The organism is Jeotgalibaca sp. A127 (assembly GCF_052266745.1).
GTDB lineage: Bacteria > Bacillota > Bacilli > Lactobacillales > Aerococcaceae > Jeotgalibaca.
This window is the reverse complement of sequence record NZ_JBQPRC010000005.1, coordinates 127,363-147,496: the sequence shown is the minus strand read 5'-3', so window position 1 is coordinate 147,496 and position 20,134 is coordinate 127,363. Positions and strand designations below refer to the sequence as shown.

The 20,134-nt window shown below is 37.8% G+C and carries 18 protein-coding genes; 2 read left to right on the top strand and 16 right to left on the bottom strand.

What is annotated here, in order from left to right; translation table 11 throughout:
* Positions 1-763: 763 nt before the first annotated feature.
* From dhaL to ACTVAI_RS07325, 10 genes are all read right to left on the bottom strand, one after another.
* Positions 764-1,438: a dihydroxyacetone kinase subunit DhaL gene (gene dhaL, locus ACTVAI_RS07370; protein ID WP_443486296.1), complete on the bottom strand. Its 675-nt coding sequence runs from the start codon at positions 1,436-1,438 to the stop codon at positions 764-766.
* On the bottom strand, positions 1,425-3,092 hold the full coding sequence (locus ACTVAI_RS07365) for a ribulokinase (protein ID WP_443486295.1): 1,668 nt from the start codon (positions 3,090-3,092) through the stop codon (positions 1,425-1,427). Before ACTVAI_RS07365 ends, dhaL begins: the two co-directional genes overlap by 14 nt.
* Before the next feature lie 68 nt (positions 3,093-3,160).
* The gene (locus ACTVAI_RS07360; protein WP_443473390.1) at positions 3,161-3,814 is read right to left on the bottom strand and encodes an L-fuculose-phosphate aldolase; all 654 of its coding nucleotides are present in this window, start codon (positions 3,812-3,814) and stop codon (positions 3,161-3,163) included.
* Between the two features lie 24 nt (positions 3,815-3,838).
* Positions 3,839-4,954, bottom strand: a complete 1,116-nt coding sequence (locus tag ACTVAI_RS07355) for an ABC transporter substrate-binding protein (protein WP_443473266.1) — start codon at positions 4,952-4,954, stop codon at positions 3,839-3,841.
* A gap of 13 nt (positions 4,955-4,967) precedes the next feature.
* The gene (locus ACTVAI_RS07350) at positions 4,968-5,963 is read right to left on the bottom strand and encodes an ABC transporter permease (RefSeq protein ID WP_443486294.1); all 996 of its coding nucleotides are present in this window, start codon (positions 5,961-5,963) and stop codon (positions 4,968-4,970) included.
* Positions 5,941-7,470 carry a sugar ABC transporter ATP-binding protein gene (locus ACTVAI_RS07345; protein WP_443473264.1) on the bottom strand — a complete coding sequence of 510 codons (1,530 nt, stop codon included), beginning with the start codon at positions 7,468-7,470 and terminating at the stop codon, positions 5,941-5,943. Before ACTVAI_RS07345 ends, ACTVAI_RS07350 begins: the two co-directional genes overlap by 23 nt.
* Positions 7,471-7,483: 13 nt before the next feature.
* Positions 7,484-7,909 carry an L-fucose mutarotase gene (fucU, locus tag ACTVAI_RS07340; RefSeq protein WP_443486293.1) on the bottom strand — a complete coding sequence of 142 codons (426 nt, stop codon included), beginning with the start codon at positions 7,907-7,909 and terminating at the stop codon, positions 7,484-7,486.
* Between the two features lie 19 nt (positions 7,910-7,928).
* Positions 7,929-9,710 carry an L-fucose isomerase gene (locus tag ACTVAI_RS07335; protein WP_443486292.1) on the bottom strand — a complete coding sequence of 594 codons (1,782 nt, stop codon included), beginning with the start codon at positions 9,708-9,710 and terminating at the stop codon, positions 7,929-7,931.
* A 20-nt stretch (positions 9,711-9,730) separates the two neighbouring features.
* On the bottom strand, positions 9,731-10,882 hold the full coding sequence (gene fucO, locus ACTVAI_RS07330; protein ID WP_443473261.1) for a lactaldehyde reductase: 1,152 nt from the start codon (positions 10,880-10,882) through the stop codon (positions 9,731-9,733).
* Positions 10,872-12,356 carry a rhamnulokinase gene (locus ACTVAI_RS07325; protein WP_443486291.1) on the bottom strand — a complete coding sequence of 495 codons (1,485 nt, stop codon included), beginning with the start codon at positions 12,354-12,356 and terminating at the stop codon, positions 10,872-10,874. The genes fucO and ACTVAI_RS07325 overlap by 11 nt, the downstream gene beginning before the upstream one ends.
* Positions 12,357-12,632: 276 nt before the next feature.
* Here ACTVAI_RS07325 and ACTVAI_RS07320 point away from each other — a divergent pair, with 276 nt between their 5' ends.
* Complete coding sequence (locus ACTVAI_RS07320; RefSeq protein ID WP_443473259.1) at positions 12,633-13,391, top strand: DeoR/GlpR family DNA-binding transcription regulator; 759 nt, start codon at positions 12,633-12,635, stop codon at positions 13,389-13,391.
* A gap of 41 nt (positions 13,392-13,432) precedes the next feature.
* Positions 13,433-13,813, top strand: coding sequence for a hypothetical protein (locus ACTVAI_RS07315; protein WP_443473258.1), 381 nt, complete (start codon positions 13,433-13,435; stop codon positions 13,811-13,813).
* Positions 13,814-14,177: 364 nt separating this feature from the next.
* On the opposite strand, the gene rluF is transcribed toward ACTVAI_RS07315, so the two are convergent.
* The 6 genes from rluF to ACTVAI_RS07285 form a co-directional block, all read right to left on the bottom strand.
* A complete protein-coding gene (gene rluF, locus ACTVAI_RS07310; protein WP_443473257.1) occupies positions 14,178-14,906 on the bottom strand; it encodes a 23S rRNA pseudouridine(2604) synthase RluF in 729 nt (242 codons plus the stop codon).
* Positions 14,907-15,156: 250 nt separating this feature from the next.
* Positions 15,157-15,582 carry a PTS sugar transporter gene (locus ACTVAI_RS07305; protein WP_443473256.1) on the bottom strand — a complete coding sequence of 142 codons (426 nt, stop codon included), beginning with the start codon at positions 15,580-15,582 and terminating at the stop codon, positions 15,157-15,159.
* 2 nt (positions 15,583-15,584) lie between these two features.
* Entirely contained in the window at positions 15,585-16,403 is an 819-nt protein-coding gene (agaD, locus tag ACTVAI_RS07300; protein ID WP_443486290.1) for a PTS galactosamine transporter subunit IID, read from the bottom strand.
* On the bottom strand, positions 16,393-17,196 hold the full coding sequence (agaC, locus tag ACTVAI_RS07295; protein WP_443473254.1) for a PTS galactosamine transporter subunit IIC: 804 nt from the start codon (positions 17,194-17,196) through the stop codon (positions 16,393-16,395). The genes agaD and agaC overlap by 11 nt, the downstream gene beginning before the upstream one ends.
* Positions 17,197-17,211: 15 nt before the next feature.
* A complete protein-coding gene (gene agaB, locus ACTVAI_RS07290) occupies positions 17,212-17,676 on the bottom strand; it encodes a PTS galactosamine transporter subunit IIB (RefSeq protein ID WP_443486289.1) in 465 nt (154 codons plus the stop codon).
* Positions 17,677-17,796: 120 nt separating this feature from the next.
* Complete coding sequence (locus tag ACTVAI_RS07285; protein WP_443486288.1) at positions 17,797-20,121, bottom strand: glycoside hydrolase family 65 protein; 2,325 nt, start codon at positions 20,119-20,121, stop codon at positions 17,797-17,799.
* Positions 20,122-20,134: the final 13 nt, after the last annotated feature.

The window sequence follows — 20,134 nt, the reverse complement described above, 5'->3', positions numbered from 1 at the left end:
ATTGCTAGAAATAAAAACAGCAGCTTAGGAACCGTTCGGTTCCCAGCTACTGCTTCATAGATTGTGAATTTTAACCTTCATTCAATCGGAAAAATACACTATCAACACTTCTTGACAAAGAGCCATTAATATTAATCTGGTATATAAAAAAGCTCGCCAATAACGGAATGGCGAGCACCAATAGATAAGACGGCAAAAAACGCTTGATTATACTGGGATTTTCAGGCTTTCTGAACATTTCGGACCTCCTATAAAAATAAGAACATATAGCTTTAACGCCGTTTTTTGAATTTTTTTCTGAAAGCCCTGTTGGTTAGATACAGGCGCTCAAAAAAATCTCCAACAAATATGTAACCCTTTTCATTTGTCTGGAAATTTTAATAACACTGTTTCTATATTAAAACGAAATGATAATTTTAGCAAGGTCATGATAAAATCAACACTTCCTATTTAATCGGAAGTGTTGATTTCTTTTATTTTGAGACGGAGATCTCTTTAGGTTAAATTTATCAATAGGTCTTGAGTTTTTTTGCCATGCGGATTCGTTTCTACATTTTCAATCACGACTGACTTTTTCTTTTTCATTCCAAGTATTTTTTATAGTAAATAGCATTTTTGTTATCATCATTTCCGAAGAAGAAACTCTGATAATGGTAAGAGCTTTAAAACTATTCGAATATGACAGAAGTCATAACTGTGCAATTTATCAACGGTTTCAAACCAATACACCTTAAGAGATATTGTTGCTATATTAAATATCAAACTAATAATTTGATGCTTTCAACAAATCAGATATCATTTCATCTTTATAAAATTCATATATTGTTAATAAAATAAGGTACATAGAATAGGCACCTGGATCAATATGACCTAGCGTTTTTTCACCAAAATAACTTGCACGTCCTTTTTTGGCTATCATATTTTTTGTTTCAAGCATTGCATAATCAGCCGCTGAAATCATATTTTCTAAAACCTCTAGATGTGAAATTTTATTATTTTCTTGATGGCTAAAAAAGTTTTGTACTGCTGCATCTAGCACATCGTACATCGTTTTTTGTCCAGTTTCTACCTCCCCAAGTTCTTTAATCTCTTCTCCCATATCTTTCAAAATTTGTTTAAAATCCTTCATATCGAGTTTTGCTTTACCCGATAGTTTTTTGGAGGCTTCATTAAGAGAACTACCATAAAGAAATGTACCGATTCCTCCTCCTACCCTTAGAAAGGTATCACCCATATTTTTTAAAATAGAACCAAAATCTTCTTTATTTGTTTGAGTCAACACTTGTCTCATTTCCACGAAGGAAAGTTCCATGTTAGTACCATGATCGCCATCCCCTATTTCTGTGTCCAACTTATCTAAAAAGTCTTTTTCAATTCTAAATTTTTCTTCAAGCCTGCGAATTAGTTGAATTACAAACATACGATTAATTTTTACCATAGTCAACGTCTCCGTTTTCTCTTGATATTTTTAAGAGTTTTTTCATTGTGTCACTGTTTTTTCCGAAATAATCATGGATTGAAATATACTCTTTGTACAATTCATTATAAGTTTTAGCATTCTCTTCATTTGGATAATAAATAGCAGGATTCTTATCTAGTTTCGATTGAATTTCTTCAATCGTTAAATCCTTCTCTGCGGCTACTGCAGCAAAAATTGCAGCTCCGATTGCAGGTGTTTGGAGGTATGGGGATACTATGATTTGTCTTCCCAATACATCCGCATAAATTTGATTCAGCAACTTATTTTTATAAGAGATACCACCAGTAAATTTAATCTCATTTATTTTTATTCCTGCGGCCTCATATGTTTCAATGATTTGTCTTTTTCCATAAGCTGTTGCTTCTATTAAAGCTCTAAATATTTCTTCAGATTTAGTATTTAAGGTTAATCCCAAAATTGTACCCGTTAAATCAGTATCCATTAATACAGATCTACTTCCATTATGCCAATCTAAAGCCAATAAACCATTGCTTCCGGGTTTCATTTTTTCTGCCTCGTTTTCTAACAGTTCAAAAATCGAAATATTATTTTCTTTGGCTTTTATATATTTTTTTTCAGGAACCAATTCTTCAATAAACCATCCAAAAATATCACCTACAGCATTTTGGCCTGACTCATATGCATACAGTTCATTTCCACCACCCCCTAATACAACGCCAGATATACCTTTAACATCTGTTTTTTTATCTGATAGAACTATATCGCAGGAAGAAGTTCCAATCACACTGAGAAACTGTCCTTTCTGAGTGATACCTGTTGAGGAAACAGCTACATGTGCATCAATGTTTGCAACCGAAACCGGTGTATTAACCGGAAGCCCTGTTAATCTTGAAAATTCTTCTTTTAGCTCACCTGCAACAGCAGTGACAGGGAAATATTTATCATTCAGTTTTTCAGTAACTACATTTTCAAACAAGGGATTTATTGCTTTAAAATAGTCTTTACCTGGGAAACCTTTTTCCGGATCGTACATTGCTTTGTAGCCTGCCATTGCCAAGCTTCTCTTCTCGTTGCCGGTGAGTTGCCAAACTAACCAATCTCCAGCTTCAATAAAAGAATCCATTTCCTCATATAGTTCTTGATCTTCTTCAAGAATTTGAAGAAGCTTTGGGAATAACCATTCCGAGGATATTTTCCCACCGTAGTAATGAATCCATTCATTATTTGTACTGTGTGCTACTTCATTGATTTTATCAGCTTGGGGTTGTGCCGCATGATGCTTCCATAATTTAACCCATGAATGAGGGTTATCTTTCCATTTTTCAATATTACACAGTGGTGTCCCACTTGAATTTACCGGTAGAACTGTGCAAGAGGTAAAGTCAATTCCGATTCCAATCAGATTTTTTAAATTATATCCTGTTGCAGAAATTTCTCTACAAACACTCACAAAGGAGGTAATGTAATCATTTGGATTTTGTAATGCCCATTTATTCTCTAGTTTGATATTATAATTTGGTAAATTACGCTCTATTACGCCATCTGCATATTCTGAAACAGCCTCTGCTAGTTCTGTTCCAGAGTCTACATCCAATAAAACTGCTCTAGCAGAAAGAGTACCAAAATCAATTCCTAATGCATATTTTCCCATTTTCATTCTCCTTTTGAAAACGAAGGCTGGGCTTATCAGCCCAGCCTTCGCATGTTCTTGTCTATTATTTAAACTTTTTCTTTAATTTGTCCATATGTCTTGAATTTTTCTGCCATTCTTTCCATTTCTTCATCGTCAATCACTATTGGTTCGCCAATACTTTTGGCTTTAATATATATTTCAGAGCAATATTCGACTTCTTCAAGGACATTGTAAGCATTTGGTAAATCCACTGCTCCTGTAAGAATTCCATGATTTGCTAATAATACTGCCTTTCTATCTGTCATAGCTTCAAACGCATTTTCAGCCAATTCTGGAGTTCCGTATGAAGCGTATTCTGCACATTTCACATCTTTTCCAGCTACAGCCAGCATATAATGTGTTGCTGGCAATGGCCATCTTAGCTCTGCTAAAACAGTTGAGTGAATAGTATGGCCATGAATCACAGCATTAATATCTGTTCTTCGTTCATAAAACAATTTATGCATTACCCATTCACTGGATTGGCTTCTTTTTCCCTCTACGATAGTCCCATCAAGTTGCATAATCACTATATCTTCTTCTTCAATTTCATGAAAAGGAATTCCAGAAGGGGTAATGGCCATTAATTCTAGTTCTCTGTTATAAATACTTAAATTACCACCTGTTCCAAGTGTGTATTTTTCATCTAACAGTTTTTTCCCAAACTTAACTAATTGTTTTCTCTCTTTTTCTAACACGATATGATTCCTCTTTTCTATGGATTATTACTCGTAAAGTAGTGGTGAAACTTCATCAGAATCAATATTTGATGAGTCATACCAAACTGCACCAGTATCAACGTCGTCTACTGTTTCCCCATTTAATGCTTTTATTGCTAACTCTACAGCTTTGTATCCAATAGATACGGGATCTTGAGTAATCGAGCCATAGAAAACTTCATTTCTAATAGCATCTTGCTGAATCTTACCTGAATCGAATCCTACTGCTAATACTTTGTCTCCAAGAATACCACCAACAGAGTTATTAGCATTAATTAATCCTTTTGCAGCAAATTCATTTGAGCCAAAGACTGCAATTGTATCATTTTTATTTAAAAGCGTTTGTCCTGTAGTTTGACCAGCAGCATCTGTCATTTGAGCCGGAACTTGAAGATCAATTATTACAGCCGCGTCACCTTCAGAAACGCCATTAGCAAATTTACTATGTCCAACGACAGCTACAGAATCTTTTAATCCATCGACAGAAGATGCTAATTCAACCATTTTGTCAATAAAACCATTCGTACGATCTGTGATTGATTGTGAGTTGACCTCCTGTGAAAGGACACCGATTCGTACAGGTTTTTCTTTTGTTGCACCACTGATTTCAGCTTCTAAAGCTTCGAAAATCTTTTCAGCACCAATAGTTGCTGCTACATAATTATCAGTTGAAGCATTGGCAGCAATGCTTCCCTCTGGTGCATTTGGAACACCTGAGTCAAATCCGATAATAGGAATATTTGAATCCGAAGCTTGATTTAGTAAATCAATTTGAGATTCTGTATCTAAAGAAGCCAATACGATTGCACTTGGATTCTTATTTATAGCATTACTCAACATTTGTACTTGTTCTTGAATAGCAGTTTCGTTTGCAGGTCCCACAAAATTAATTGTTGCTCCAAATTCTTCAGCTGCTTTGTCAGCGCCATCATTTACAGATTTCCAAAATTGATGTTGGAATCCCTTAGCTACAACTTCAATTGTGATGCTGTCGCCATTAGAAGCCTCTGAATCGGTAGAATTACTTGTAGTATCTCCTGCACTTGTAGATCCACACGCTGCTAATAAAACTAAAGATGAAACTCCCAATACAAACGATTTAACCTTGTTGTTAAATTTCATTTTTGATATCCCCCTATACTCTCTTTTTCTTTTGTTTAATAACATCGACTAAAACAGCAACAATTATAACGATACCAGTGATAAATGTTTGATAATGAGGTTGAAGTCCAATAAATGGTAGTCCAGTCTTCAAGACTGCCATAATGAAAACACCAATCATAGTTCCAGTGATACTTGCAATCCCACCTGACATGGACGTTCCACCAATAATTACACCCGCAATTGCATCAGTTTCCATTCCCATTCCTTCGCCTGGAAGAATAGATGTGTATGTTGCAGCGTAAGCAATACCAGCTAATCCAATGAAGAATCCACTAATAATATAGGCACTCCATTTCCACTTCACTGTATTAATACCTGACAAGCGAGCAGCTTCCTCATTACTACCAATTGATAAAATATAACGGCCATTAGAAGTATGGTTCAGTACAATTGACATGAGAACTGCAAAGATAACTAAAAGTATAATTCCAGTCGGAAAATTATTTGCAGTTTTGAATAAACTTTTGTAATATCCCTCTGGGCTATTTCTAAGTGGATAGTTGATTGTTTGCACATTAGTTATGATGGATCCAAGTCCTCTTGTAACCATCTGTGTACCTAATGTAGCAATAAAAGGTGGTAAATTGAGCTTAGCGATCAAAAATCCATTCAACACCCCTAATAAGATACCGAAGATTAAAGTTCCCAATAGAGCAACCCAAACTGGTAACCCTAGTGTTTGGTAGAGCATACCTCCAGTTAGTGCAGCTGCAATCATCCCTGTCCCTAATGATAGGTCGATCCCACCAGTAGCGATTACGAATGTAACCCCAATTGCAAGGAAGCCAATATAGTAAGCTGAATCAAAAATACTGGTTAAAGTATTAACCGATTGGAAGGAATCACTCATAAAATAGAAAATTAGATACACAATTACTAAAGCTAACCCTGCTACAAATTGCTGAGAGCTCGCTAAATTCTTAAAGGTACTATTTTTTTTCGGATTAGCTAATTCTACGTTGCTCATTATTCTCATCTCCATTTCTTGTAGTTGCTAAAGTCAATATTTTTTCTTGCGTCGCTTCTTCAATTGATACTTCTCCTGTCATTCTGCCTTCACATAAAACGATAACTCTATCACTCATTCTTAAAATCTCAGTCATTTCTGAAGATATCATGATAATAGATTTACCCATTTCCACAAGTTCATTGATCAAATCATATATTTCACTTTTTGCTCCAATATCAATCCCTCTGGTAGGTTCATCCAAAATGATAATATCACTGTCTCTGACTAGCCATTTTGCAATTACAACCTTTTGCTGGTTACCACCAGACAAATTCTTAACGAGTTGAGTAGGTGAGCTAGACTTAATTTTTAATTTTTCTCGATAGATATCCGTTTCCGTCAAAATCTTCTTCTCATCAATTAACTTATTCTTTTGAAAATTTTCTAATGTAGGTAATGCTATATTGTGAGCAATGGATTTTTCTGTTAAAATCCCGTATCGTCTTCTGTCTTCCGATATATATCCGATACCCAAATTAACAGCATCTGTTGTATTGTTGATAGTAACTTTTTCACCATTGATGTAAATTTCTCCAGAATCAAGCCTATCTGCGCCAAAAATAGCTCTGGCTGTTTCAGTTCTCCCTGCTCCCATTAAGCCTGAAAAGCCAAGGATTTCGCCTTTTCTTAATGTGAAGCTAATATCCTTTACCATTGACCCTGCATTTAGATTTTTCACTTCGAGAACTACAGGGGCATTTGAATCAACATTTGATTTTTTTTTCGGCTCTTCAGTTAAAGTTCTTCCTACCATCATCCGGATGATATCCTCTTTTGATGTACTCTCAGTATGTACGGTGTTTACATAAGTTCCATCTCTCATTATGGTAATTCGATCGGTGATAATTCCAATTTCATCCATCCGATGAGATATGTAAACGATACCAATTCCTTGCTTTCTTAGATCTCTGATTATTATAAATAAATCTTCAATTTCTTTGTTTGATAAAGCTGCGGTTGGTTCATCAAAAACAATTATTTTGGCATTCATACTTATCGCTTTTGCGATTTCAACCATTTGTTGATTTCCCACGGTTAACTCTCCGACCCGTTGATTCGGATCGATAGCAACGCCTAATTTTTCGAAAAGATTTTTAGATTTGTTCACTAAATCTTTATCATCAATAAACAACCCTTTAGTTTTAGTTTCTCGACCAATAAATATATTTTCAGCAACTGTTAAATCTTTCATCATGTTTAGCTCTTGATGGACAATTACAACACCATCATCCTGAGCTTCTTTAGGACTCGAATATACTTTTTCTTGCCCATTAATTACTACAGTTCCACTATCTCTGGTATATACACCCGTCAAAATTTTCATGAGTGTGGACTTCCCCGCTCCATTCTCACCCATTAATGCATGTACTTCACCTGAAAAAAGATCAAACTGAACATTATCAAGGGCTTTGACCCCTGAAAAAGATTTCGAAATGTTTTTCATCTCTAATAATTTTTCGCTCATATGGAATCTCTCCTTACTTAATTACGCCTTTTTTTATGATTATATTTGCGTAGAGCGCTTCTTCACCGGTCGCAACCACAGCATATGCATTTTCTGCTTGTTCATAGAATTCAAAACGTTCTAAATATTTCACACTGTAGGGCTCGCCGGATTTTTTTAATATTTCCGTATATTCATTCCATATGGTAGGTTCGTATGAATCTCCTTCGCTTATACCCATCAGAAAAACTTGATGCTCCGCGTATGAATCTAAAGGATATAGCTCAAGAATAGCAGTCATTAATTCTGGAACATTATTACCATCGTAGCGTACAACTCGATCGTTAAGTGCTGCAGATGGAAAATTTCCATCTGCAATCACTAACTCGTCGCCATGACCCATTTCAGACAATATTTTTAGTAATTCTGGTGAAATGATTTTAGGTATTTTTTTTAACATTTTCCTTTACCTCCGATTATTATCCGTACAATGGTCCATAGTTTTTACATGCTTCAAAATCAGCACTTTCTAAGTCCTTGGTACCAAAAGTTCCAAAAGTATGAGGGCGGAAGATGCGTTCCCTCGGTACATTATGGAATACGACTGGAATACGTAACATACTTGCTAATGTAATCAATTCATCGCCAACGTGTCCATAGACGCTGGAACTATGATTGGACTCCCAATTATTCATGACATTGTAAACCGTTTCAAATCCTGGTTCTCCTAAGTTAGGCGCAAACCATGTAGTAGGCCAAGCATTATCAGTACGATCATCGATAATTTGTGAAGCTTCGGAATCGATTTTGCATGTATATCCTTCTGCAATTTGCAATGTTGGTCCGACACCATCTGCCACATTCACGCGATACATCGTAATTGGCATTTCTTCATTCGTTACGAACCGTGAAGAGTAACCACCACCTCGGAAATATTCATAGTTTGCTCTACACCAAACAGTTGCATCTACACATGCTTGAACATCTGATTCTGTCATATTCCAGAATTCTTTAGTGACAGCTTTTCCTTCTTCGTCTTTAACGGCTCCGCTCATATCCAAAGCAGCAGCTCCTGAATTTTTCAAAAGAATAATTCCATCTTTTGCTTTTCCTTCAAGCTTATGGCCAGTCACACGTTCAACAGACTCCGGACTCCAGTACGTTCTAACGTCCGCAAACATTGGTGCCTTATTAGTAACAAGTGTCCCCAACATCAACGAAGCTCCATTTAGAGTATCATTTTCAGTTGCAAAAGGTGTGATAGGACGAGGTCCATTCCAATCAAAAGTAGAATTCATGATCGCTTCCGTGAAATCTCCATTTGGTAACCAATCGGTCCATTGGCGTTGCCCTTGGAATCCACCGGAAATAGCATTTCTTCCACGAGCTTCTTCTTTCCAACCAATGTCTGCCAATTTTTCATTACCAAACATAATATCTCGTGTAATGATGGCATGCTTAGCAATAAATTCCCAATCTTTGTCTGCAGCGACAACTTTAGACTTGGTAATAATTTCTGGGAAGTCTTTCCCTTCATTTAAATCATGGCCTTCTTTACAATTCTCCTTAATCCAGGCCAAAGCTTTTTCATATTCATCTTTATCATAAATTTCTAAAGTAATTCGTCTTAGAATTTCTGTCATATCCACATATTCTACAGCCATGCCTAAGTATTTATTGAACAATTCACTATCTACTTGTGAGCCAGCAATTCCCATACATGAAGATCCGATATTCACATATGATTTACCTTTCATTTGCCCAACTGCAAATACTCCTTTGGCAAAAGAAAGCAATTTTTTCCGTACATCTGTTGGAATAGAATTGTCATCCAAATCTTGTACTTCTTCTCCATAAATTTTAAATACGGGTTGCCCTTTTTGTGCATAAGCAGCAGTTGAGGCTGCTAAAAATACAGCACCTGGTCTTTCGGTACCATTGAATCCCCAAACAGCCTTGATATTTGTAGGATCTAAATCCAATACTTCCGTTCCATAGCACCAGGCAGGCGTTACAGTTAATGTTGCAACAATATTCTCGGTAGAAAACTGATCGGTAACTTTACCAGCATCGCCTCTACCACCAATTGTACGATCAGCTATCACACATTGGACGGGGGTGCCGTCTGCATATCGTAAACTTTCCTCAATCAATTTTTTAGCTTCCAAAGCCATTTGCATCGTTTTATCTTCTAATGATTCACGGACTCCACCTTGTCGTCCATCAATTACAGGTCTAATTCCTAGTTTTGGATATTGCATTAAATTTTCCTCCTCAATTATTAAAATGCTTTCTTATAAAGTTCGAACAAATCTTCTTTAGTAACTTCTTTTGGATTTCCTGGGGTACAAGCATCATTAAGCGCGTAATCCGCTAATAACTCTAAATCGTCTTCTTTTACTCCTAATTCAGAAATTTTTTCTGGTATTCCTAAATCTGTAGATAACTCTTTTACTGCATCGATAGCAGCTCTTCTATATTCACTTTGACTCATTGCCTCTGTATTTTTGACTCCCAAAGCTTCAGCAATATCTTTGAATCGGGTGCCCGTTGCATCCGCATTAAATTCTAAGACATATGGTAAAAGTACTGCGTTAGCTGCACCATGAGCAATGCCATATACAGCTCCTAGCGGGTGAGCCATTGAGTGTACGATTCCCAATCCAGCATTACTGAATCCCATCCCTGCAACATACTGAGCAATAGCCATTTTTTCTCTCGCTTCTTTTGATCCTTTAAGCGCTGAATCTCTTAAATTTTCTCCAATTAATTTAATAGCATGTAAGTGCAATGCATCTGTGATTTCCCAAGCACCTCTTGTAATGTATCCTTCCACGGCGTGGGTCAAGGCGTCCATTCCTGTAAAGGCCGCCAATGATTTGGGCATGCTTGTTACTAAGTCAGTATCAATAATTGCGACAATAGGAAGGTCGTTTGGATCTACAACAACAAATTTCCTTTGTTTTTCTTCATCTGTAATCACATAGTTAATCGTTACTTCTGCAGCAGTCCCAGATGTTGTGGATACTGCGATTATTGGAATACAGCGATTATTGGTAACCGCTCCTTCCAAACTTGTTATATCTTCAAACTCAGGATTGGTTAAAACCACACCAATGGCTTTAGCAGTATCAATAGCAGACCCACCACCAACAGCGACAATCACATCAGCTAAAATTTCTTTAGCTTTTATAATTCCAGCCTTAACATTCGATACTGTTGGATTCTCTTGTACTTCATCAAAAATTGAATAATTAATTCCTTGCTGACTCAATAATTCAGTAACTTTAGTCGCAACACCCAAGTCAATTAATTCTTTTTGTGTTACTACTAAAACATTTTTAAATTTATGTTCCTTAATTATTCTAGGAATTTCATTTCTAGCATTTGAACCGAAATATGCGGCTTCATTTAGAACTAATTTATTTACCAATTTTCACGCCTCCACTTAAAGTTTGTTTATAGTTGTAGTACTTTGTTTCCCAATTTTCATTGTCTTCTGGTGAGAATGTTTTTGTTTCAAATGAATTTGCTAGGATAGCTTTACCATTATCCAAGCTTTCAATAACATTCATAGCTAACATCTGCACTAGGCTATTACCTAAAGCTGTTGCCTCAGTAAACCCGGAAATTACATTTAAATTTAATGAATTAGCTGTACATTGGGAAAGAAAATCTGCATTTGCTCCGCCACCGACTATGTATATATCTTTAAAATATTTACCGACGCTGTCGCATAACTCTTCATAAGCTGTACGATATTTTAAAGCAAGATTTTCGTAAATTACCCTTACTATTTCTCCATCACTTAAAGGAATATCCTGATTTGTTTTTTTGGCGAGTAGCCTGATTCTTTTTGGTATGTCTCCTGGAACTGTCAGCTCTGCTAAATCAGTATCAAAATAGCATTCAACAGATTTCGCATTTTTTGCCATTTGGGAAATATCGTCAAAGGTGTAATTTTTACCTTCTCTTTCAAACTGTTTTTTGGCTTCCTGAATTAACCAAAGACCAGTAATGTTTTTCAACAACGTTATCTTATTATCCACACCAGTTTCATTTGACAAATTATTATAATAAGTATTTTCAGAAATATTTGGTTCATTAAGCTGTGTCCCAATTAGTGACCATGTGCCCGACGACAAGAATAGAGTTTCTTTGTTGTTAAAAGGTGTACAGACAATCGCACTTGCTGTATCATGAGATCCTATCGCAATAACCTTTTTATTAGATACACCCAATTTTTCAACTATAGAATCTTTCAATCGTCCGACTACATTGCCTGGATCGATAATTTCAGGAAACATGCTTGTTTTAAAACCTAGTTTTTCAATTAATCCATAATCCCAATTTTGTTTTGTGGGGTTATATAATTGAGTTGTAGAGGCAATTGTTCTCTCTGTTTTAATCGATCCCGTTAAGTAGTAATTGATTAAATCTGGCATCATCAAAAGATGTTCCGCTCTGTCGTAAATTTCTGGTTTTTGATTTTTTAGTGTGTAAAGTTGGAATAAAGTGTTGATTTCCATATTTTGAATGCCTGTTTTTTGGTACAAAGATAATGGATCAATAATTTCTTTAATCTTGGAAAAAGAACCATTAGTTCTCTTGTCTCTATAATGGTAGGGATTTTCAATCAATTCTCCGTTTTTATCAAGTAATCCAAAATCTACCCCCCAGGTATCAATTGCCAAACTATCAAAATCACCTAATTGCTCAGCTTTTTTGATTGATTTATATATTTCATCCATTATAAATTCAAAATCCCATCTTAAACTTCCGTTGCTATCAATAGCATAATTTGAAAATCGGTTAACCTCTTTTATCACCATTTTTTGATTCTCTAGGGTGGTTAAGACCGCTCTTCCTGAGGAAGCTCCTAAATCGAATGCTAATACCCCTTTCATTTCTTCACCTCCGAATATTTGCTCTGTAGAAAATTTACCATTTAAGCGATTACATTTCTATACTTGATCGTACTGTTGAAATGTAATCGTTTTCGATGGATTACTTGTTCATTTTTGTTCAAATTCGCTCAAATGATAATTTCTGTATTTTATAACAATATGCCAATTTCACTTACGTTTATGTCATTGTACATTTTTTATATTAGTAGTATATTATCGGAAGAGCGCTTTCATTGTTCGTTTCGGAGCAAATAAAAAAATTATTAGGAGATTCATATGCTACCAATTGAAAGAAAAAACACAATTTTAGATTTATTAAACAACAAAAAGTTCATTTCTACCCAAGAGCTTTGTGACAGTCTATTTGTCAGCCAAGCGACTATTAGAAGAGATCTCGTTGAGATGGAAAGAGAGAATCTTATAATGAGATCCCATGGCGGAGCGATGTTACCTCAAGAATCCACTAGTGAACCAACATATACACACCGCGATCACCAAAACCAGATAGAAAAAAGAAGAATTGCCGATATGGCATCAACGTTTATTGAAGATGGCTTCTCTTTATTTTTAGATTCAAGCACCACCGTCAAATTTGTAGTTCCCTATCTGAACCAATTTAAAGATTTAACGATTGTCACAAATGGTATCCAAACTGCATTAGATTTATCAAAAAATAAAAACCTAAAAACTATCTTAATCGGCGGAAGTTTATTCCCTGGGTCATCATCCACTGTAGGCGCTAAAGCAAATGAGTCGTTATCTACTTACAAGGTTGATTTGAGCATCATTTCTTGTAGAGGGTTGGATGGCGATGGTGTCTATGAGGCCAACGAACCTCAAGCGATGATTAAACAAAAAATGATTAAAAATTCCCGCTCCAAACTATTATTATGTGATTCTAATAAGTTAAACAAAAGCTTTTTTTATAAATTAACCGATTTAGATACCTTTAACTATATAATTACAGATAAAATACCGAATAATTTTATGCAACAAATCATCAAAGATAATGGAGTCAAGCTTATTGAGGCGTAGAATTTTTAAGTAATAATACTGTGTTTGGAGTGAAACAATCCATGGTTAATGCTATTCTAGTTATTTCACATACTGAAAAGATAGCTTCCGGTATAAAAGAATTATTATCGGGTTTTGCACCTAATGTCCCTGTTTATGCATTCGGTGGAACGGAAGATGGTCGCTTAGGAACGAATTACGAAGATATTAAAAATAATGTAAGCCGTCTTGAACATTCAAATTTTCTAAGTTTTTATGATTTAGGTAGTTCAAAAATAGGGTTAAAGTTGCTAAAAGAAGAAATGAAAAAATTAAATAAAGAAATCATGGTATTTGATGTCGCAATGGTTGAGGGTTGCTTTTTTTCGGCTTTTTCATTGGAAAACAATGTGGATTTAGATACTCTGGTACTTGAACTGGAAAAATTTAAAGTTAATAAATAAATGTAACTCGAATTATTCACTTTATAATTTACTATAAGAAATTAAAATCTGATTCTTACTTTTGTGTTTTTTTAATTATTGTCTAAAATTAAACAACATCTTGCTCCCTACTTTTCTAAATTCAGTCATATAAAAGGAATACTGAAAACATCCTTGATATCGTTAGATACAATGTAACGGTTAATTGGAAAAATCAACGTTTTCAATACTCAAGTTAAACTCATCCTTTTCTGATGGGAGTTATTAGCTGGCAAATAATTTTTGGGTTTTTGGTGATTTATGCGAAAAAGCATTACGGGATAAAATAAAAAGGCTAGCTATATTGTCGATTTATCAACAATATAACCAGCCTTCTTGTGTCGTTTTACCACTCTTTTGCTTCGTAATCCAATTCTTGGAATAATTTATTTTTTTCTTTTTTTGATAAGTAACGCCATTGTCCGACTGGCAATTTATCGAGGTGAATATTCATGATGCGTAGTCGCTTTAATTGGTACACATTGTATCCCAAAGCTTCGCACATACGACGGATTTGGCGATTCAATCCTTGTGTCAATACGATTTGGAATTCATATTTGGATAGCTGCGTAACCTTACAGGGTAAAGTTTTTGTACCCAGGATATGCACACCTTCGGACATATTCTTCAAAAATTCAGCATTTATCGGACGATCCACCGAAACGATGTACTCTTTCTCGTGACGATTCTCTGAACGCAGAATCTCATTTACGATATCACCATCATTGGTGAGAAGAATCAGCCCTTCTGAATCTTTGTCCAAGCGTCCGATATGAAAAACGCGGAAGGAATGGTTGACCAAATCAACAATATTTCCTTTGACTCCTTTTTCCGTTGTACTTGTAATACCAACGGGTTTATTCAAAGCGATATAGACATAATTTTGCGCTACAAAAATATGGTTGCCGTCTACCTTTACTTCGTCGCCAGGTTCGACTTGACTGCCGATAACCGCTCGTTTTCCATTAATCGTTACGCGCCCTTCAGTAACCAACTTATCAGCGCCGCGCCGCGAAGCCTTGCCCGCCTCACTGATATACTTATTGATACGCAAGTTTCCACTTCCTTCATTCAAATACTTCCATCCCTACCACTATACTTCAAACGTTTTTTTAAACAAGCTATTCTGATGATAAATGTCGGAAGTAAGATGGGAGATTTATTGTTTTAGTTCCGATTTTAAAAAAAAGTCGGAACTAGACGGCTTAATATCAGTTTTTAGTTCCGACTTCTAGCCAAAAGTCGGAACTAGAATGGGATTTTGCTAGTTTTAGTTCCGAAATTAAAAGAAGTTCGCTCAAAAATGAGGGAACTTCTTTTTCTGCTTAAATACCTTCCCCTTCTTCGCCATCGACTGGCGGAGGATTTTTTTCAAACCGCATGGTCGATCTGCGGCTGGATGCGACGATATTTCCAGCTAATTCTTTCAATTCAAAATTGTCTTTGGAAAACAGTATTTCCAACAAAGATCCTAGATTGGCTCCGGCAACCACTTCAATCTGTTCGTTCTCACGGGCTAGCGTCGCTGCGACTTTGAACGGGGTCCCACCTGCCAAATCACAAAAAATCAAGCTATCTTCTCCGCTATTTGCTTCGAGGATTTCTTTCATACCTGCCGACAAGGTTTCCTCGGAATCGCCATCAAGAAAGTCGAGGTAAAAGAAATCTGCGTTGGGACCCGATAGCATCTCCATCGCGCTCTTTATTCCGGTGGCATAGTTACCATGACCTGTCACAATGATTTTTTTCATGGCTACAATACTCCTAGATATGAAAATAGTAGCGCCAGGACAAAGGTACCCAGTATCAACCAAACCGGGTTAACATTTTTCTTCTTCAGAGCCCAATACAAAAGCAAGGTATAAGCGATGGGCAGGAGATTCGGTAAAATGGAATCCAGGAAATTTTCCTGAAGGGAGAATGTTTGTCCTTCAATAAACTCGAAAGTCGAAAGGATATTGATATGCACGGTTCTTGCAATCAAGCCACCTACTACGGTCACCCCAAGGATGGTTGCGGCGTTGGAGATGATGGACGAGTATTGTTGGATCCAGTCAAGCGCTTTGGTTCCCAAACCGTAGCCGAGATGTGCTAAAGGAATTTTTGCAAAAAAGATAATGAGATAAACCACAAGAAACAGGATTGGACCAAGTACACTGCCCTGCATCGCAAAGGAGGAGGAAATCCCAGCTACTATCGGTAGCACCGTAAACCAAAAAATGGCGTCACCAATCCCGGCCAACGGACCAAAAAGTGCGTTCTTTAACCCGTTAATAATAGAGCGGTCCTGTTTACTTTCTTCCAGGGACAAAAGCAAGCCCATCAGGAAGGATACGAGTGGCGGGCTGGTGTTGATGAAGGTCAAGTTATCCCGCATGGCGAGCGCTAACCCTTCCTTGTCATCTTTGTAAATCTTTTTCAAGAACGGTAACATCGAGAACAGCCAACCACCGGCTTGCATCCTTTCATAGTTGAAACTGATTTGCAGAAAGTTGGACATGTAACCGAGTTTCGTAATATCACTTCTGGTTAATACTTTTTTATTTTCTGGTTTAGTCAAATTAGATGCCATCTTCAAATTCATCTCCATTCGTGGATTGAGTCGCGCTGTAATGAGGTTTCATTTCCAGGTTCTCTTTTCCTTGGTAAAATGCAATGAGAGCAAAGGCTAATCCGACAATTGCTACCGGTAAAATATTACCGAAATCGAGGAAGGTAGCAATCAAGAATCCGATCAGTAAATAAGGGACATATTTCCCCTTCAACATTACTTTCAGAAGCATGGCAAACCCGATCGCCGGCAACACGCCTCCCGTGATTTCAAAAGCATGGGTCAGCCATTCTGGCATTGATGATACTAAGGCTTTCATCGGCTCCTGGGCGACGTAAGCGGAAAGAAATACAATAACGGCGTAGGTTATACTGACGATAATCATTGGTAAGATATTAATTCTGTAGTAAGAGTCGGTGTCTGCCTCAGCGGCTGCTTTGTCCGCGCGCGGCATGAACAAGGAGAAAGTTGAATAGAAGAATAAGACGATGTATTGCATCAAGAAACTGAACGGCAAGGATAAGGCGACCGCGGCTGTCGGTGATTGTCCGGTTGTATGGGCGATTACCACTGCCATGACCCCTGAAAGAATCGGGTTCGGCGGTTGCGTACCGCCCGCTGGTGTAAGTCCAGCAAAGGTCAATTCACATATCCCACCAACGATCAAGCCCGTCTGCAAATCACCCAAGGCCAACCCCGTCAGTGTACTCATAATGATGGGTCTAAAAATAAAGAAAGATTCCAGCCAAAAGTCCAAACCACCGATAAGCGCAATCAATGCAACCAATATGCCACCAAGTAAAGTAATTTCCATTTCCTCACTCCCTTATTAGATATCCATCTTCGGTGTTCCAGGTACATCTTGAATGAAGACATCGACATTTTTCGACTGGATATATTTTAAATTTTCCAAATCTTTATCGTCAACATACACCTTATTGCTGAGTTTATCTTTGCCTTCAGAATAATGCATATTTCCGACGTTCACAGATTTAATCGGTACTCCGCCATCGATAAGCTGTTTCACTGTCAATGGCGTTTTGCAAATGATAAAGATTTTTTGGCGGTCAATCGCTTTACCAATTACTTCAATACATTTTTGCACCGTGTAGAAACGAATTCCCACTCCATAAGAATCAGCCGTGATTTTCATCAATTGTTGTTGCAGCGGATCAGCCGCTGCTTCATCATCGACCACGACAATTAAATTGGCCCCGATTGAAGTTGTCCAAGTCACACCTACTTGCCCGTGCACCAGCCGGTTGTCTATTCTTGTCAATAAGATATTCGGCATTATTATTCCTCCTTTCTTCTTTAATTTACTCTTGCACCCGCCACAAGAGAGCGCTTGCAATCATATGTTTACCTTATGCCTTTTTGATAGTGAATGCAAGTAAAGTTAGAGGCTGTTCTTCTAATGAATAAAGACCGTTTTTTCTGGTGCCAATTCTATCAGGCGGCCGCCGTTTTTGAACTGAACAATATCTGCAGAATCGTTACGAACCAAGGTGCGATTAGATTCAATAGTCAGTTGCAGTGGGCAATCACGCCAATAAAATCGGAAGGATAATTTTTGCCAAGCCGCTGGGAGTTGTGGTTCGATATGCAACTCTCCCTGCTTAATCTGGATACCACCGAACCCAAAGAGTACTGCTTCCAAAATACCTCCCAGCGAAGCAGCATGGACACCGGTATCACTGGACGCCAGGTCCTGGCCCAAATCAATGCGGGCCGCATCACTGAAAAAGGCATAGGCTATTTCCGTTTCACAAAGAGTAGCCGCAAAAAGACTATGGGCGGATTTGCTCAAGGATGAGTCGTGCAAAGTTTTTGGTTCATAGTAGGTCCAATTGGCCAGTTTTATTTCATCAGAGAATTGATCCCCCAATAGGTATAACAACATCAGGACATCGGCCTGTTTCGAAATTTGCATCGCATTGACCTGCTCCATGTTGTAGGTGTTGAGTAAGCTAGCAATGACCTTCCTGTAAGGACCCAAATCAATGATTTCTTTTGATAAATAAGTATCATCTTGCGGAATGATGCCCACAGTATTCGGTTGGGGTAAATACAATTTATGGTGCTTATTCTCGATTTTTGCCATGTAATGGCTCAGTTGCAAATTTTCTTCAAGGCGCAACTTCACTTCCGGTTTCAAATGATGGTGGTAGATTTCCGTCGCTTTTTGCATATTCCAATGCGCCATATAATTTGTGAAGGCATTGTTGTTAATATGTTCCTTGTACTCATCTGGTCCGATGACACGGTTGATTTCATAACGGGATTTTTGGTCGTTCCATTCTAGCCGTGATTGCCAAAAAATGGCGGTGGCCAAGATAAGTTCGTAACCATATGCATCCATAAATGCATCATCATGTGTATATTCATAATATTGCCAGACCGCAAAGGCGATATCGGCACTGATATGCTGTTCTTCAAATCCTGACCATACCGGCGTTGCTTCCCCCGTCACCACGTCCGCATCACCGAAAAGGGGTGTGACTTCACCTTCACCTACCCAAGCCGATTCCCATGGGAACATGGCTCCTTCATAATTATTGTCACGTGCCTTTTTTCGAGCACCGTCTAATGACAACCAGCGATATTCCAGTAGCTGCCGCGCCATATCCGGATAAGTCAGGATATAAAATGGCAAGATGAAAATTTCTGTGTCCCAAAAAACGTGCCCTTTGTAGCGCTCCCCAGTCAGTCCTTTTGCCCCTATACTCATGCGACGATCATGGGATGGGGTCATGCAAACAAGATGGTAGATGGCAAAGCGGACCGCCAATTGATCAAAGTCCTTCCCTTGAATTTCGATTGGATACATTTGCCAGATTTTCTGCCACTGTTGGGCATGCTCTTCAAATAATGCATCATAAGTGTCGATTCTTTCAAACCCTGTTTGGGCTTGTTCTACCCATTCAGTGGCGTTGTCCTTATCGAGGCTGGTATAAACTGCCGATATTTTTTCAATAGTCAGTGATTCGTTTTGTTCAACCGTAATCGCTTTGAAGTGTTGATGGACCGCACGCCGTTTCATGACCACCTGATGATTAGGATCCAGGATTGGGGTTGTTTTCCTGAATTGATGTTTGCTGAAGTGGACGAAACGGATTCCGGAAGCGGTCGTTTCCTGTTCCAACTTCAATATCCGATTCTTCAATAGTCTTTTGCTTCCTTCTTTGAAATGCTGGGTCCCGCTGTTGGTGACTTGGCCATCGATGCCGGATTCTACCGTTATTTTTGCGGCATTGCTCAAAGGAATGATGGTCACTTTTTGTCCCACCACATGTTTGTCCGCCAACGACACGAAGCGTCTGAACTCCAAAGAAAAAAGCTCCCCTTGCGGTGTTTCCCAAAGGATGGTCCTGGTTAGTTCAGCCTTTTTAAGATGCAGGCTTTTTTCATAGGCATAAATTTTTCCCATGGACAGGTCGAAGCGTTGTCCGTTCAGGTACATTTCCATGTTGAGAAAATCGGCTGCATTTGGTAGTTCACTGACTTCCTGGGGACCGGGGAATTTATTAAAGGTACCGGCTACAAAAAAGCCCCTTTTTTCAAACGGATACTTTTCTTCGGAGGCGGATCGAAGCCCCATGTAGCCGTTTCCGAGGGCAAAAATGGCTTCGGTCTTGCCGAGCGATGTATTCGAAAAACGTGTTTCGGTAATGATCCAGCTCTTATCATCTTTTTCACCGGTATTGTAAGCCAGAACGGGCTGCATTTTTTTAGTCATCGAATCTTCCTTT